We start from the raw sequence: 16344 nt of genomic DNA, 5'->3' as shown, positions 1-16344 counted from the left end.
CTTTTCAATAATAAGTTAGTCTAATTTAACAATTTAATCAAAAAAGAACTTAGTTTCTCAACTAAGTTCACTACTTTTAATTATATCTCTTTTTTAATAATGCAATTCCACAAAGTCCTGCTAATGTAGTTATTGCGTATAATCCAAGGCTCACACTATCACCAGTCTTAACTGAAGTTTTAGGTGTATCAGCTGGTGTTTCTGGTACTGGTGCAGGTGTTGGTTGTTCTGCTGTTTTTCCATATTCAGCAGCCCAATTCATAATACTAACACCTTTAGCATCTTTAGGATTGTTATTTAATGTATAGATCCAAGACCAGTGATCACTATATTGAACTAATGTTGCTACACCATCTTGATCATAATCTTCTGCAAATTCTAATTTATTAGAACTTGCTCCTGTACTAGGATCTGTTACTGCTACTGTTTCATATAAAGATAATTTATATTTTCCATCTTTAGTTTCAGAAGTTGTAAAATCAGAATTTAAATCTTGTTTATGTTCTGAAGTAATTAATTCTTGTCCATCTGTTAAAGCATTAAATAAACGGATTGAGCAATCTTCTGGTTTAACACTGCTATCTGTTTTCCCTTGAACTAACCAAATTGCAGTATCAGAATTTTTAATACTTGCTAATTCTGCATCAGTTGGAGTTTCTCCACCACGAGCATCTGCTACATCTAATGCAGGACAGTTGATCATTGCAGCAGCAAATAAATCTGGATAAGCAATCAACATTCTTGTTGTCATATAACCACCAGCTGAACATCCTGAAACAAACACTTTATCAGGATCGATATTTTTAGCTTTGATTACTTCATTAATTTCATTATACGCTTTTTCTAATAAACCATCATTTTGTGCATAATACCAAGTATCTGGTGCTTGGAAAGCCATAACATGAGCCCCTCCAAAAATATTTTGAGTCTCATCTGTAGCCCAAGCAACTGTACCACGATTAGCTAACATTTGTGCAACATTGTTGCCAGAAGATAAATAATCACCTTCACCATTACCATGGAACCAAACAATCAATGAATCTGCACTACCTGCATCATAATATTGATAATTAATTCCATCCTTTACTTTAACTGATTCAAATTTAGCAGTTTCTGCATTTATTACAGTATTATCACAAGTATAATTACCGGTATATGAATCGTTAATAACTGTACCATCTGCAGCTGTTAAAGTAACTGGCTTATTTTGTGTAACCGTATAAGTTAATTCAGCCGGATAATTTCTACCTGAACTTAAATAAGCTAAAGTGGCCCCTTCACTTTGATTAAAATAGATGTTTACATATTGTCCTTCAACTTCTACTTTAACAATTTTACGGTCAAGATCATAATCACCATAGCTAGTATCTTGTGTACCTTGACGAATATCTTCTGTTGATGCTTTAGCATGAACAGTAAATGTATCTAACCCTACACCTGTAACCTTTTTAGCAGCACCATAGTCAATTACCATTTTTGATACGACCTCACCCGCATCTGTCACTTCCCCATATAATTGACAGCTATAAGTATCTGGAGCATCAACAGCAAATAATGGGGTGCAATATGTTGTTGCTACTAATGCGAAACTTACGACCATCGCTAATAATCTCTTTAATCTCTTCATATCTCTTTCCTCCTCGATATATTTAGTTTATCACCCTTTCTCATTGAAAGCGATTACAAAAATACTTACTAAGTACCATAAATAGGTACCTAAAAATTAAAAAAACTATTGAATTTAAAATCTATTTATGATAATGATTTTAAAATTGATACATGAAATTATTTTTTTAAATGATATAATTATATTATCTCAACGTGTAGTTTGCGGAACGTAAGTCCAGTTGCAGCTACACTTTTTTATTATATGGAGGAATTTATATGTACAAAATTGGCGATACCGTTTTATATGGACGTGAAGGTGCTTGTAAGATCAAGGATATTGTTACTCGCAAACTTAACAATATCGATAAGCAATATTATTTTTTAACCCCATTGGATGATCATATAACTATTCTTGTCCCAACAGATAATGAAGAGGCTTTATCAAAAATGCGAAAAGTATTATCTAAGAAAGATATTTATGAATTAATTAAGACGATGCCAGATAATGAAACAATCTGGATCAATGATAAAAATATTCGAAAACAAAAATATAATGATATTATTAATCATGGGAATCATGAACAATTAGTTAAATTGACCAAAACTTTGTATTTAAATAAACAAAAACAAGAAAAAGCCGGAAAAAAATTTCATGTTCAAGATCAGCATTTTTTACAAACCGCAGAAAAAATGCTTTATGATGAATTTTGTCATACACTCAATTTAAAGCCAGAACAAATTTTACCATTTATTTTAGAAACTTTGAAAGAAAATTAAGGAGCATTTATGTATAAAATTAATAACTATATTATTCATAAAAACAATCATCTTTATCAAATTATCGCTATTCACAATCACACTTGCATTTTAACAACTTGGCAAACCAATGAAACAATCATTACGAATATCACCGAACTTGTCCGAAAGGTTATAACAGCTTCTGAAATGGAGGAAATTGTTGAACGAATTCCATATATTCGTACTTTAAACATAACTAGTGAACGATATCGACAAGAGCTTTACCAAAAGTCACTAGATAAATATGATGAAGTTGAGTGGATCAAGCTAATTAAAACAATCTATATTCGTCACCAAAAAAAACAGACTCAAAATTATGAACTAAAATATTTTAAAGCAGCCAAAAATATTTTTCATGAAGAAATATCACTTCTTCTAAATATTCCACTACCTAAGATTGAAACATACATAAAACAGAAAATTTTAGAAAATTAAAAACATTGACTTTTATGAGTCAATGCTTTTAATTAATCTAAATCAGTTCCATTTGAAGCAATAACTTTTTTATACCAGGCAAAACTTTTTTTCTTTGAACGTTTTAATGAACCGTTCCCTTGATCATCTCGATCAACATAGATAAATCCATAGCGTTTTGACATTTCACCAGTTGAAGCAGACACTAAATCAATACATCCCCAAGGTGTATAGCCTAATAATTCAACTCCATCTTCATTAATTGCCTTATCCATCTCTATTATATGTTCTCTTAAATATTCAATTCGATAATCATCATTTACTGAACCATCAGCTCCAATTGTATCTTTGGCACCAAGACCATTTTCAACGATAAATAGTGGTTTTTGATAACGATCATATAAAGTATTTAATGTGATTCTTAATCCTAACGGATCGATTGCCCAACCCCATTCACTAGTTTTTAAATATGGGTTTTTAGTTCCCTCAAAAGCATTTCCAGAAGTTTTTTCAACATTTCCTTGTGTTGAAATACAACGTGATGAATAATAACTAAAAGAAATAAAGTCAACTGGATTATTCTTTAAAATTTCTTTATCTTCTGTGGTAATACCAATATTGATACCTTCACGTTCAAACATTTTTAAAGCATAGTTTGGATAATATCCACGTGCTTGAACATCAATAAACATTATATTTTCCCGATTTTTATTAATAGAAGCCCAAACATCTGCAGGATGGCAACTATATGCATAATATTCGCCTCCAGCCAGCATACATCCTACCATATTATTAGAATCAATTTCATGAGCAATCTTGGTAGCCCAAGCGCTTGCTACTAATTCATTATGAGCCGCAATATATTTAGCTTCTTTTTGATCTTCGCCTTCTTTAAACATCAGTCCTGCCCCCATAAATGGCATATGTAAGATCATATTGATTTCATTAAAAGTTAACCAATATTTTACTAGACCTTTATATCTTGTAAAAAGAACAGTAACTAATTTTTTATACATTTCAATTAATTCACGATTTTTCCATCCGCCGTACTTCTTAATTAAATGAATAGGCATATCAAAATGAGTAATCGTTACTAAGGGCTCTATTCCATATTTATGACATTCATTAAAAACATTTTCATAAAACTTTAGGCCTTCTTCATTCGGTTCATTTTCATCACCGTTAGGAAAAATACGAGTCCACCCTATCGATAGTCTAAATGTTTTAAACCCCATTTCAGCAAATAGTTTAATGTCTTCTTGATAATGATGATAAAAATCAATTCCAACTTGAGCGGGATAATAGTATCCCTCTTCAAAATCTAGCATTTCTTTCATTCCTAAGCAAACAGGAAAACGGTCTTTACCATGAGGTACTACATCAACATTAGCAAGACCACGTCCCCCTTCATTATATCCACCTTCACATTGGTTAGCAGCAGTTGCTCCACCCCATAAAAAATCTTTTGAAAAAGCCATCTTTCATTCCTCCTTTTTACTATATCCTTACCTTACTATAAAAAAAGAATAAATACTTAATAGTTCACAAACTGTGAACTAAAATATTTACTCTTGGTTTTGTTGCAATCTGGCAATAATCAAATCTGTCACAAAGCGGATATTTATCTTATTCAATGTAGAATCAACAGAGGGAACATAAATTTTTTTCCCAGCAAAAGCAATTTCTTGATTGCAAGTTATTAACCAAGCCTTTTGTTTTTGCTTTAATATTTTAGTAATTGTTCGGTGATTATACATTAGTGTATTACCATTAACACTGATAATTAAAAATACAGCGTGATCACCAATTCGATATTCTTTTCTAAAATCAACATCTACTACAATAATCGGTATTTGAAGTGCATCCAATTCAATTTGGATCATTGAACATAGTCCTTTTGCCTCTCCATGACCTAACAAAAATAGGCAAGAACAATTTCTAATATCTTCTACGAGCATATCTAGATCATTATAATTGATCTGATGTACTGTATTGGTTAATAAATTATTCATTCGCACAACTAAATCTGAACTATTACTTCTAAAATCACTATCTAACTGAAAATATCGATCCTTTAATCCAAGACTTCCGACATACATCGAACAACTTTCTTTTAACTCAGCAAAGTTATCATAACCTAATTCTTTAACGAACTTCGAGACCATGGCTTTAGAAACATGACTTCCATCAGCTACTTCCTTAATAGTTAAGGAATTAATTATAAGAATATTTTGTTTAATAAAGCTAGAGATCATATATCTAGGATCACTCGTTTGACTATTATTGATAATATCGTTTAACTTATTAATGATCATCATATCCCACCTTTATTTCATTATACAACAAAAGCACCTTTCGGTGCTTATTTAAGATTACGATAAATAAATAACATACGATCTTTTCCATTAATATCCTTAATGATTTCATGGGGATCGTTAGGAAAATATTCTTGAAGAGCTGCTTCCATAAGCTCCCGTTGATCAAATCCCATTTCAAATGCTAATAAAGCCCGTTCCTGCAATAATGGCTCGACTCCCTGAAATATTTTACGATAAAAATATAGTCCATCATTACCACCAAATAAAGCCACATGTGGTTCATTATCTTTAACCATTGCTTCGATTTCTTGTTCTTGAGGAATATATGGGGGATTAGAAACAAAAATATCAACCTTTATTTCATTTTCTAATAATGGCTCTAACATATCTCCAACCATAAATTCAATATTAGCACCCAGATTCTTTGCATTATCTTTAGCGACTGTAACTGCTTTTAAAGAAATATCAGTTGCGAAAACTTTTAGACGCGGTTCTTCTAAAGCAAGACTAGTTGCAATCGCCCCACTACCCGTTCCAACATCACAAAGAGTAATGCTTTGATATTCAGCAAAATAGTCATCAATACGATATAAAATATTTTCCACTAATTCCTCAGTCTCATAACGTGGAATCAAAACGTCTTCATTAACTTTGAAATCACGTCCAAAAAAGTTTTCTACACCTTTTATATACTGAATTGGTTTTCCTTGATAATATTCTTCCATACCTGCCAAGAACTTGGCTTCTAGTTCTGAACTGACTTCTTCATCATACATTAAATATAACTCATGCGGTTGTTTATCAGCAAGGTGATAAAACAGCACTTTAGCAACATTAACATCTTTACTAGCATCATCTAATCTGCTTTCTGCTAATTTAATCAGCTCTTTTACAGTTGCCATTAATGTTGACCTTCCATTTTTAAACGTTGGTCTTCATTAATCAAAGCTGTAATAATATCATCTAATTTTCCATCAACAATACGATCTAATTGTTGGATCGTTAAACCAATACGATGATCAGTTACTCGATTTTGAGGATAATTATATGTTCTGATTTTTTCAGCACGATCACCAGACCCAACTTTACTCTTTCTTTCACTACCAACTTGTTCGTCATGTTGTTGCTGATAAAAATCATAAATTCGTGAAACTAAAGCTTTCATTGCTTTATCTTTATTATCGTGTTGTGAACGTCCATCTTGACTAGCTGCCACAATTCCAGTTGGAAGATGGGTAATCCTTACTGCAGAATCAGTCTTATTAATATGTTGACCTCCTGCACCGCTAGCACGATATGTATCAATTCTTAAATCACTTTTATTAATTTCAACATCTACTTCTTCCATTTCCGGCATTACTAGAACAGTTGCTGTTGAAGTGTGGACACGTCCTTGCGTTTCGGTTTTAGGAACCCGTTGTACTCGGTGAGATCCAGATTCAAATTTTAATTTACCATAAACATCTTCACCCTTTACCATGAAAGAAATTAATGAATAGCCACCTGCTTCGGCATCAATAGCTTCCATTACTTCAACTTTCCAACCTTGAGACTCTGCATATTTTACATACATCCGATATAAATCTCCTGCAAAGATATTTCCTTCATCACCGCCAGCAGCACCACGAATCTCCATAATTACATCTTTATTATCATTGGGATCCTTTGGAATTAATTCAATTTCTAACTTGCTTATAATCTCAGGTAAGCGTGTTTCCAACTCCGCTAACTCCATTTTAGCCATTTCTTTAATTTCAGGATCACTTTCTTTAGCTAGTTCTTTAGCATCGCTGATCCCAGCTTCTACTTCTTTATACTCTTGATATAAATCATATGCTGCTTGAAGTGATGACTGTTCTTTTGTAACTTCCGTCATTTTCTTAATATCGCTACCGATATCTGGATCCATCAGCATATGTCCTAATTCTTCATATCTATTCTCCATTGTTTTTAAACGATCTAACATACTCTCATTCATGATTTATACCTCCAAACCTCTCATATTATATAATAAACATACTAAATAAGCAAAATAAATTTTGTTTGAATTCATCGTCTTTTATTTACATTTTAAAACTTTTAAATATTTCTAATATTATTATTTAGTTCACATTCAGTTCACCTAGCTATTTTATGATATTAGTGTAGTAAGAAAACTACCCTCCCTTTAATCATAAAAACGAAGACAAGTTACTAACGTAACTTGTCTTTATTTTGCTTTAGGCCGTACTTTTTAAAAGAAGGTTGAATTTAACCAGTGTGTCTACTTGACAGCACTAAAACCAAATTAAAACCTGCTTCTTTATATTTTTATAACCCAAACTATAAAAATCTCTCATAATTAGAATTTATGCGGTTTATTAGGAACTTGATGGCAATGACGACATCTTGGTTCATAACTTTCATCAGCCCCAACCATCACGATAGGGTCTTCAAATCCTGCTGGTTTACCATTAACTAGACGTTGTGTTCTTGTCGCCGGGGCCCCACATTTAGCACAAACCGCTGTTAACTTTGTGACAAACTCTGCCCGAGTCAATAATTCAGGCATCACGCCAAATGACTCACCTCTAAAATCTTTATCTAAGCCTGCAACCATTACGCGAATTCCCTTATCAGCTAAATATTCACAAACTTCAACGATATCTTTATCAAAAAACTGCACTTCATCTATTGCTACTACTTCGGTATCAGCTTCAATTTTCTTTAAGATATCCTGGGCTTTTTCAACTACTAAACAAGGTACTTTAGCACCAGAATGAGAAACTATCTCACTATCAGAATAACGATTATCTATTTTAGGCTTAAACACAATAATATTCTTCTTAGCATAGCTTAATACATTGATGCGTCGAATCAACTCTTCTGTTTTTCCTGCAAACATACATCCACTAATTACTTCAATCCAGCCTTCACGGTATTGATGATACATCTAATTCCTCCTTAACTTCTAAGATCACGCACGCCTTCACTTGTTCCGTCTGGACCCATTTGAGCCAAATCAGAAAAACGGCTATAATTCTTTTCAAAAGCAAGATTAACTTCACCTGTTGCCCCATTACGATGTTTTGCAATAATGATTTCTGTTAATCCATTATCTTCTGATTCTTCTCCAGGATCTTTATAATAATCTTCACGATAAATAAACGAAACAATATCGGCATCCTGCTCGATTGCCCCAGACTCTCTTAAGTCAGACATCATCGGCCGTTTATTAGGTCGTTGTTCAACTGAACGTGATAATTGTGATAATGAAATAACTGGTACTTCAAGTTCTCTGGCTAATGCCTTTAGCGTTCTTGAAATCTCAGATACTTCTTGTTGTCGATTTTCTTTATTTTTAGAAGCAGTTGTAATCAATTGCAAATAATCGATTACAATCATCCTTAAGCCATGCTCACTTTTTAATTTACGACTTTTTGCAACAATATCATTGATTTTAATACCCGGACTATCATCTATGTACATATTACATTTAGATACTCGTTCTGCTGCGGCATAATATTTATTTGCATTTGTTTTTAAAATTTCACCTGTTCTCATAGAAGAACCTTCTATTCCCCCCATTGAACAGATAACCCTCTGAACAAGCTGTTCAGCAGGCATTTCCAGGGAAAAAATAGCAACCGGTTCCTCAGCTTTATACGCTGCATTATGGGCTAGATTCAAGGCAAAGGCTGTTTTCCCCATCGCTGGACGTGCAGCCAAAATAATTAGATCTCCCTTTTGAAAACCAGATGTAATCTTATCAAGATCACGGAACCCAGATTTTACCCCAGATATATTTCCATCAATTTTTTGGAGTAAATTTAAACGATCCGTAACACTTTTAATAACCCCACGAATATCTCTAAATTCACCAGCACTTCGATCTTGAGTTACTTTTAAAATCGTTTTTTCAGTTTCATCAATAAAAGCATCAATATTTTCAACATCACCATAAGCATTTTCAGCAATTTGAGTTGTCTCGCGAATAATTCTTCGCAATGTTGCTTTATTATGTAATATCTTCAAATAATATTCACTATGCGCTACAGTTGGTACAGATTCACTTAATCTAAGCAAATAATCAACACCACCTATTTTATCTAGCTGGCTATGATCCATAAGATAAGATGTTACCGTGGTAACATCTACTGGAGTGCCTTCTTCATTGATTGCAGCCATTGCCTTAAAGATTGCTTGATGACTGTCATCATAAAAATCATCTTCAACTGTTTTATTCAAGATATCAATACACTTATCTTTTGAAATAAGCATTGAACCTAATAATGATCTTTCTGCCTCTATGTCATGAGGATATTCTCGATTGGCCATACATTTCTCCTATCGTTCTTTTAAATGAACATTGATTGTTGCAATAATTCCTTTATATAAATCTACTTTTAATTTAGTATATCCTAATGCTCCAATTGGATGAGCATCAATAAATTTTCTTTTATCAATTTTAATACCATACTTTTCTCTTAATTGTTCAACTACTTGTTTAGTAGAAACGCTACCAAAAGTTTTACCATCTTTACCTGATTTTAAAGTAAATTCTAAAGTAATGCTTTCAATTTCTTTAGCTAATTCTTTAGCTTTTGCTTGATTTTCTAAATCTTGTTGGTGCTCTGCTTCTTTTTGACTCTCAACAATTTTACGACTTGTATTTGTTTCTAGAACTGCTAACTTGTTTTTAATTAAGAAGTTTTGTCCATACCCATCGGCTACTTTAACAACTTCTCCTTTTTTACCAACTTTTTTTACATCTTGTAATAAAATAACTTTCATTATTCATTCGTCCTTTCATCTAAATATTCGTTGATTGCTTCCTCTAATAAATTAATTGCAATCGTTACATCTTCATACTTTAATTGGCAAGCTGCCATAGAAAAATGACCGCCTCCACCTAATTTTTCCATAATTAACTGCACATTAACATCACGGGTACTTCGTGCACTAATAGATACCTCTTCTTTACCTGTACGACCTACTGTAAATACCGCCTTAACTCCACTAATACCTAATAGCTCATTACCAGCCTTTGCTAACAATGTTCTACTATATATTTTATCTTGACGTCCAAAAGCAATCAAGATATTTTCACCATAACGATATGCTGTTTGCGTAATTGACAATTTTGTTAGAGTCGTATCATAATCATCTTCTAGATATTTATAAGCTTCTGATACATTCGCCTGCATCTCTTTTAATTTAGCTGCAGCCTGAAATGTTCTAGTTCCTACACGTGTCCTAAAATAATTAGTATCGATCAACATTCCCGCATACATGATTGTCGCTTCACGTTCAGTCACACAAACATTTTCTTTTTGATAATCAAATAATTCTACAATCAATTCAACAGTTGACGAAGCTGCCGGCTCTAAATACGTCAGCAATGGTAATTCAATAAATTCCTCACCACGACGATGATGATCAATTACAACTTTATTTTTAATTATATCAAGTGCATTAGCATCGATTGCTAATGACGGTTTATGATTATCAACATTCACCAGCAAGGTTTTACTGTGATTAAATTCATTAATTCTAGCCGGTGTAATAAAAACTCCACGATAACGTTCATCATCACGCAGGCTCCGAGCAATTACCCCAGTCTTTTCTTCCAATGAATCATAATCAATAATGATGTGTGCCTTTTTCCCATAGGCTTTACAAATTGAATACATTGCGATTGAAGCACCAAAAGAATCAAAATCCGATTGTTTATGCCCCATAATTAAAACATTATTAGCCTGACGAATCAATCCCGCTAATGATTGAGCAATTACACGGGCACGAATTTTATTTGATTTTTCATAGCTTTCACTATTTCCACCAAAGAAACGAATTGGTTCATCATTTGATTTAACTGTAGCCTGATCTCCGCCTCGAGAATAAGCCAGCGAAAGCGCAGAAAAAGCCAGCTCATCAAGTTCACGGAGAATATTACTTCCTCGTCCAATTCCAATAGATAATGTCATCATTTGTCCTAACTGCTCTGCTTGTTCTTTAAAATAATCCAAGATCTTAAACTTATCTTCAACCTGTTTACGATAAGTCCTTTCGTTAAACATTGCAATATAACCATCACTTTTATAGCGTTTCAAAACAATTCCATTTTCTTTTGCCCAATCTAATACGATCTGGCGTGTCGTTGATTGAATTGAAGCAGCTGTTTGTTCATCAGCCTGTTCAATCGACTCTTCATAGTTATCAACCGTAATATACGCAACACAAACCTGCTGATCTTCAAACTCTTTACTAATCCCTACATAATCACTTACATCTTTTAAATATAATAAACGGCTTTCCTTACTATTATAAACCTCAAATTTACGAGAATTGATATCAATCACCTTAATATCATCATCTTCAAATAAAGAAGCTAATAACGGTTGCCATTCTAATAATTTTTTACCAACAATATTTAATTTCATCTCAGTAAATAAATCACTGATCCAAGAAATATTCCGGTTTTCATCATATTTAATCAGGCCGATTCCACCAAAAATAAAGGCATTTTTAGCTTCATTATTTAACGCTTCACTAACACTTAAATTATTTTCATTAGCCAAACTTGATGAATAAAAGATAAATCCTAGAACAATAACATTCTTTATAAATATATATGTAGCCAGAACTAAAGATGTATTACTAGAAAGAAATACATATCCCATCAAAGCAAATATAAATTCAATCAATAATAAAGCAATCACTACATTCTTTATTCGTGTCATCTTTACTGTCATTTAGCTCACCACCTCTAGAATAATATCATTATACATTAATTTTACTTTCTTTTCATCAATTTGCTTACGATTATATTTGAATACACACGAACGATGTAAGATTCACTAATAAATAGAAATATCCACAGCAATGCAAACGATACTTCCGGTGTTAGAATATTTTTTAACATTGGTATTAACGAAATAATCTCTCTATACATCTCAAGTCCCTCTTGATAAACATTGATTCCTAATAATCCTCCCAATAGAAAGAAAATTAAAAAGTTTTTTATTGCTGAAATGATCATTAAGCCATATTTAGAAAAACATTTCTGCTTTTCATGTTTTAGACAATACCCATAAAATATCCCCATCACTAAAGTAAAAGTAACATAAAATGTAAAAAATAATTCACCAACTAAAAATAAAATTACAAAAGTAACTGCTAAAACACTCAATCCTGCTCGATAGTCATATAAATAAGTATAATATACAAGCCCAATAACCATAACATAAGCTAAAACAATATCAAAGATACTCCCAGTATAAAGATTAATAACTCCTAGTACACCAAATAATGATGCCAACATCGCACCTTGTGCCATGACTTTAACTTTATTACCATTCACCTTAATTTCCTCCTTAAAAGAAAAATGCCCGCAGGCATTTTATTCAAAAATATGATAGCTCTTTTTTCCATTCTTTTTAGCTTCGTAAGCAGCACTGTCAGCTTGATGATAAATTTCATCAAATATCACTCGAGGAGTCTCGACAAAAGTGACACCAACTGAACATGAAATATCAATTTTACTTCCTGGACAAGTCGTTGCTAGTGCCTCACTAACCTGTTTTGCCTTAGAAATAACATCTTTTTTAGCTCCTACTTCTTTCATATAGACCATGAATTCATCGCCCCCAAAACGACCGACAACATCATCACCACGGAATAATGACTTTAATCGATTAGCAACAAAACGTAACGTTTCATCACCAGCACTATGTCCATTTGCATCATTAACTAATTTAAAATTATCTACATCAATCATAAATAAGGCTCCATAGTTACCTGGTTCAACTAACTGAATCTCTGATGTAATTACCCGTTCCAATTCACGACGATTAATTAATCCGGTTAAAGCATCAGTCCGCGCCTGCCGTGTCAATTCAATCGTCTTACGTTTATCATCATCAATATCGTTAGCATAAAAAAAGCCCATCAACTGATTAGTTTCTTCATTATATAAAAACATCATATGCGTAGATACCCAACCATAACGCTTTTTCGTTGGACGATAAAATAAAAAACTAATTCTCAGATCATCTTTACCATCATGGTAAGCTTGACGTACATTATCCAATCCAAAAGTATCTAAAAATAAGTGTTTATCTTCATCAGCAACTAATGTAACCATCTTTTTAATAAATTCACTATAACTTGCTTTTTCATCTAATCCTAAAAGATTATAAGTAACATTGTGTGCTTTAATCACTTCATCAGTAGTTAAATTAACTTCAAGATTTGTAATTGAGCGTTGCATTAATTTTTGACGATATTTAATTTCTTGAAGATAACGTGACTCAAGTCGCACTTGCTCATCAATATTTTGGTAAACTCCAACGGCTTTGATCGGCTGATTGTCATCATCAAAAATATTAGTGAATTTAACATGAATCCAAATATATTTATCACTATTAAGTGCACGCATTTTTAATTTAACTTCCCCTGTTTTTACGCCACCAATAATCTGATGATAAAAATGATAAAAATCATCAAATGAACGTTCGTGAATCAAATCACTATCAATCAATGATTCTGGGATATTTGAAAAAGCAGCTGAATCAAAATACGCTGCACTACTTTCACTTGAACAAGAAACCTGTTTACTACGATGATCATATTCTAATAAAAATACATTACTTTGATTAAATGCAATATGATACATTTCCTCATTAATTCGCGATTTTTCTTCTAGCAGGCGTTCTTTAGAACTATCGGTAATCAATCCAACAAACACATTTCGGCCATCTTCAGTGCCAATATAGTTCACTCTAAAATATGTCCACATCAATGTCCCATCATTACGAAAACAACGGCAGCCATGCTCAAATGATTCTCTATTCTTAGTAGCTTCATAAAATTCTTCTTGTAGAGGTGCTAGATCAGGTTGATAAACAATTTCAAAAACATCACTATGGAAAACCGTTTTAAAAGCTTCTTTACTATATCCAAATAACTGATAAGTTCCGTCATTTGAAAATAATGTTTTAATCTTATTTTCCTGCATTTCAAAAACAATAATCCCACCTGGTAAATTATTAATGATTTTATCCATAGATGCTCTATTTTTCTGATTAAACAGTCTATCTTGATATTCCATTTCCAGACCTCCATTCTTTGTAAGATACTTGAAAATTATATCACAATAATATCACTTCTTCAATTGTGAGATTATCGACAAAAAGTCTGATAATAACCAAATAATTTACATTATTCACCTAAAAAAAGGAAACCCTAAAATTATATCTTAATACAAAAATTTAAAATAAAAATAAACTATCTTAAGAACAGTTTATTTTTTCTCTAATAACTCCGTCGTTTCCCGTATACTCTTTGCTGTAAGGGTCTGAGAAGTTGTAATCATTTCCTTGGGGGTTCCCTGAAATACAACTTTGCCTCCATTTTTACCACCTTCAGGACCAATATCAATGATCCAGTCAGCCTGTTTAATTACATCAAGATTATGTTCAATTATAATAACTGTATTACCGCTATCGACAAGCGAATTAAATAATTTCATCAATTTCGTTATATCGCACGGGTGCAATCCTGTCGTCGGCTCATCTAATATATATATTCCCTTTTTTATTCAAAGCTTGAGCTAACTTGATCCTTTGGATCTCACCACCAGATAAAGCTGTTAAAGACTGACCTAAGGTCATATACGATAATCCCACATCGACTAATTGTTGAAGCTTCTTAGTAATTTTAGCATTATCAAAGAAGTCAAGAACCTCCTCAATTGTCATTACTTTTCCTAATCCCGAACATACTGGGCAGGATCATTAAAAGAAAAACACGCGGCACTGCCAAAATAAGGCTTACCAATACGAGAAAATAAAATGCGTAAATCAGTATACAAATCACTAATTGTTCCAGCTGTTGAACGAATATTCCCACCCAAAGAAGATTGCTCGATAATAACCGCTGGTGACAAATTTTCAATACTTTGAAGATTTGGTTTAACATATTGTGGCAATTTTCCCCTTATAAAAGCCGCAAAAGTTTCATTTAGCTGACGACCTGACTCTGTGGCAATCGTATCAAAAACAATACTAGACTTTCCCGGCCCTGATACCCCAGTAAAGATTACAATTTTATGTTTGGGAATATCTAAATCAATATTTTTAAGATTATTTTGAATCAAACCTCTAATTTTTATTTTGTCCATTATATTCCCCTATTTAAAGAACAGATAACTTTAAAGTTATCTGTTCTTATTTAATTATTCATCAAATAGCGGTTCTAGATATTCTTTAATAAATTCAATTCGATCATTAACATCTGGTTTAAACGTAGCAGTAATCGATATTACTATTTTTTTCATGATATTTACATAAATAACATTTCCCCCATCACCCATTGCCATAAAACCATCTTGATGCAGCCACCATAAATATCCATATGCTAAATTAAGTTCATCATTATAACTTTGTTTTTTTATTGAATCAATAACCCATTGCTTTGAAACAATTTGTTGCTTATTCCATCGTCCTTGATTTAGATATAATTGCCCAATTTTAGCCATCGCCCTAGTTGATAACGTAAGTCCCCATCCTGCTGCATTAATGCCACATGAATCTATCACCCAGCCGTTAATATCTTTAGCTTTAAGAAAAGCTACTTGTTCCTCCTCACTTCTAAAAGTGATTTTATCTTTAACTTCAATTCCAAGTGGTGTAAATAAATATTCAGTAGCAAAATCAAATACTGATCTTCCTGTAGTATTAACTAAAATACCTGATAATATATCTGGCCCAATTAATGGAGCATACTGAAATTTTCCAATTTCACCACAATCACCTAGTAAATTAAGGGAAAAAGTAACCCAGTCTTTACTTGTAAAATATTTAATATAAGAATCTTCTTGATATTTGTAAGGTACAGTCATCGTCATCATATCTCTAATAGTAATTTTTTGAATTGCCAAATTATTGTTTTTTATTACATAATTCGGAAAAAAATCTATAATCTTTTGATCAATTTTTTCTATATAACCTTTATCTAAAGCTATCCCGATTAAAATTGAAATAATACTTTTAGTAACAGAAGCAACATGTACCGTACTATTTACGTTACCCCCATTAAAATAATTTTCATATTTTGTTACACCATTTTTTAATCCAATAATTCCTGTAATATTATCATATTTTGTATTAATGATTTCTTCTAACTGCATTATTTTCTCTTGGTTCATCTAGTTCTCCTTTATTTT

General features: G+C 32.3%; 17 protein-coding genes. 2 read left to right on the top strand and 15 right to left on the bottom strand.

Going from position 1 to position 16344, the window contains the following annotated elements:
- Positions 1-76 precede the first annotated feature (76 nt).
- Entirely contained in the window at positions 77-1627 is a 1551-nt protein-coding gene (locus KTF99_RS06465) for a prolyl oligopeptidase family serine peptidase (RefSeq protein WP_003534990.1), read from the bottom strand.
- Positions 1628-1884: 257 nt separating this feature from the next.
- Between KTF99_RS06465 and KTF99_RS06460 the strand changes: the two genes are divergently transcribed.
- Both KTF99_RS06460 and KTF99_RS06455 read left to right on the top strand, forming a co-directional pair.
- On the top strand, positions 1885-2385 hold the full coding sequence (locus tag KTF99_RS06460) for a CarD family transcriptional regulator (protein WP_029481891.1): 501 nt from the start codon (positions 1885-1887) through the stop codon (positions 2383-2385).
- Positions 2386-2394: 9 nt separating this feature from the next.
- Positions 2395-2841 (top strand): hypothetical protein, encoded by a 447-nt coding sequence (locus tag KTF99_RS06455; protein ID WP_029481892.1) that lies wholly within the window; start codon positions 2395-2397, stop codon positions 2839-2841.
- 32 nt (positions 2842-2873) lie between these two features.
- Here KTF99_RS06455 and KTF99_RS06450 read toward each other — a convergent pair whose 3' ends face one another.
- The 14 genes from KTF99_RS06450 to KTF99_RS06385 form a co-directional block, all read right to left on the bottom strand.
- Complete coding sequence (locus KTF99_RS06450; protein ID WP_003534996.1) at positions 2874-4298, bottom strand: 6-phospho-beta-glucosidase; 1425 nt, start codon at positions 4296-4298, stop codon at positions 2874-2876.
- A gap of 87 nt (positions 4299-4385) precedes the next feature.
- Positions 4386-5135: a MurR/RpiR family transcriptional regulator gene (locus KTF99_RS06445; RefSeq protein ID WP_009299395.1), complete on the bottom strand. Its 750-nt coding sequence runs from the start codon at positions 5133-5135 to the stop codon at positions 4386-4388.
- Between the two features lie 47 nt (positions 5136-5182).
- Entirely contained in the window at positions 5183-6040 is an 858-nt protein-coding gene (gene prmC / locus KTF99_RS06440) for a peptide chain release factor N(5)-glutamine methyltransferase (RefSeq protein WP_003535000.1), read from the bottom strand.
- The gene (prfA, locus tag KTF99_RS06435; RefSeq protein ID WP_029481894.1) at positions 6040-7116 is read right to left on the bottom strand and encodes a peptide chain release factor 1; all 1077 of its coding nucleotides are present in this window, start codon (positions 7114-7116) and stop codon (positions 6040-6042) included. Before prfA ends, prmC begins: the two co-directional genes overlap by 1 nt.
- A 363-nt stretch (positions 7117-7479) precedes the next feature.
- Entirely contained in the window at positions 7480-8070 is a 591-nt protein-coding gene (locus KTF99_RS06430; protein ID WP_003535004.1) for a thymidine kinase, read from the bottom strand.
- An 11-nt stretch (positions 8071-8081) separates the two neighbouring features.
- The gene (gene dnaB, locus KTF99_RS06425) at positions 8082-9455 is read right to left on the bottom strand and encodes a replicative DNA helicase (protein WP_003535006.1); all 1374 of its coding nucleotides are present in this window, start codon (positions 9453-9455) and stop codon (positions 8082-8084) included.
- A 9-nt stretch (positions 9456-9464) separates the two neighbouring features.
- Positions 9465-9911 carry a 50S ribosomal protein L9 gene (rplI, locus tag KTF99_RS06420; protein WP_003535008.1) on the bottom strand — a complete coding sequence of 149 codons (447 nt, stop codon included), beginning with the start codon at positions 9909-9911 and terminating at the stop codon, positions 9465-9467.
- Entirely contained in the window at positions 9911-11872 is a 1962-nt protein-coding gene (locus tag KTF99_RS06415) for a DHH family phosphoesterase (RefSeq protein ID WP_003535009.1), read from the bottom strand. Before KTF99_RS06415 ends, rplI begins: the two co-directional genes overlap by 1 nt.
- A gap of 41 nt (positions 11873-11913) precedes the next feature.
- The gene (locus KTF99_RS06410; protein ID WP_003535012.1) at positions 11914-12480 is read right to left on the bottom strand and encodes a DUF2232 domain-containing protein; all 567 of its coding nucleotides are present in this window, start codon (positions 12478-12480) and stop codon (positions 11914-11916) included.
- Positions 12481-12519: 39 nt separating this feature from the next.
- Positions 12520-14229: a bifunctional diguanylate cyclase/phosphodiesterase gene (locus KTF99_RS06405; RefSeq protein WP_003535014.1), complete on the bottom strand. Its 1710-nt coding sequence runs from the start codon at positions 14227-14229 to the stop codon at positions 12520-12522.
- A 192-nt stretch (positions 14230-14421) separates the two neighbouring features.
- The gene (locus tag KTF99_RS06400) at positions 14422-14649 is read right to left on the bottom strand and encodes a hypothetical protein (protein WP_029481898.1); all 228 of its coding nucleotides are present in this window, start codon (positions 14647-14649) and stop codon (positions 14422-14424) included.
- Positions 14650-14689: 40 nt separating this feature from the next.
- On the bottom strand, positions 14690-14878 hold the full coding sequence (locus KTF99_RS06395) for an ATP-binding cassette domain-containing protein (protein ID WP_003535017.1): 189 nt from the start codon (positions 14876-14878) through the stop codon (positions 14690-14692).
- An 8-nt stretch (positions 14879-14886) separates the two neighbouring features.
- On the bottom strand, positions 14887-15300 hold the full coding sequence (locus KTF99_RS06390; RefSeq protein ID WP_029481900.1) for a hypothetical protein: 414 nt from the start codon (positions 15298-15300) through the stop codon (positions 14887-14889).
- A 54-nt stretch (positions 15301-15354) separates the two neighbouring features.
- Positions 15355-16326, bottom strand: a complete 972-nt coding sequence (locus tag KTF99_RS06385) for a serine hydrolase domain-containing protein (RefSeq protein ID WP_029481902.1) — start codon at positions 16324-16326, stop codon at positions 15355-15357.
- Positions 16327-16344 lie beyond the last annotated feature (18 nt).

This window comes from Erysipelatoclostridium sp. MSK.7.34, assembly GCF_019041935.1.
GTDB lineage: Bacteria > Bacillota_I > Bacilli_A > Erysipelotrichales > Coprobacillaceae > Thomasclavelia > Thomasclavelia ramosa.
This window is presented reverse-complemented; position numbering and strand designations above follow the sequence as displayed.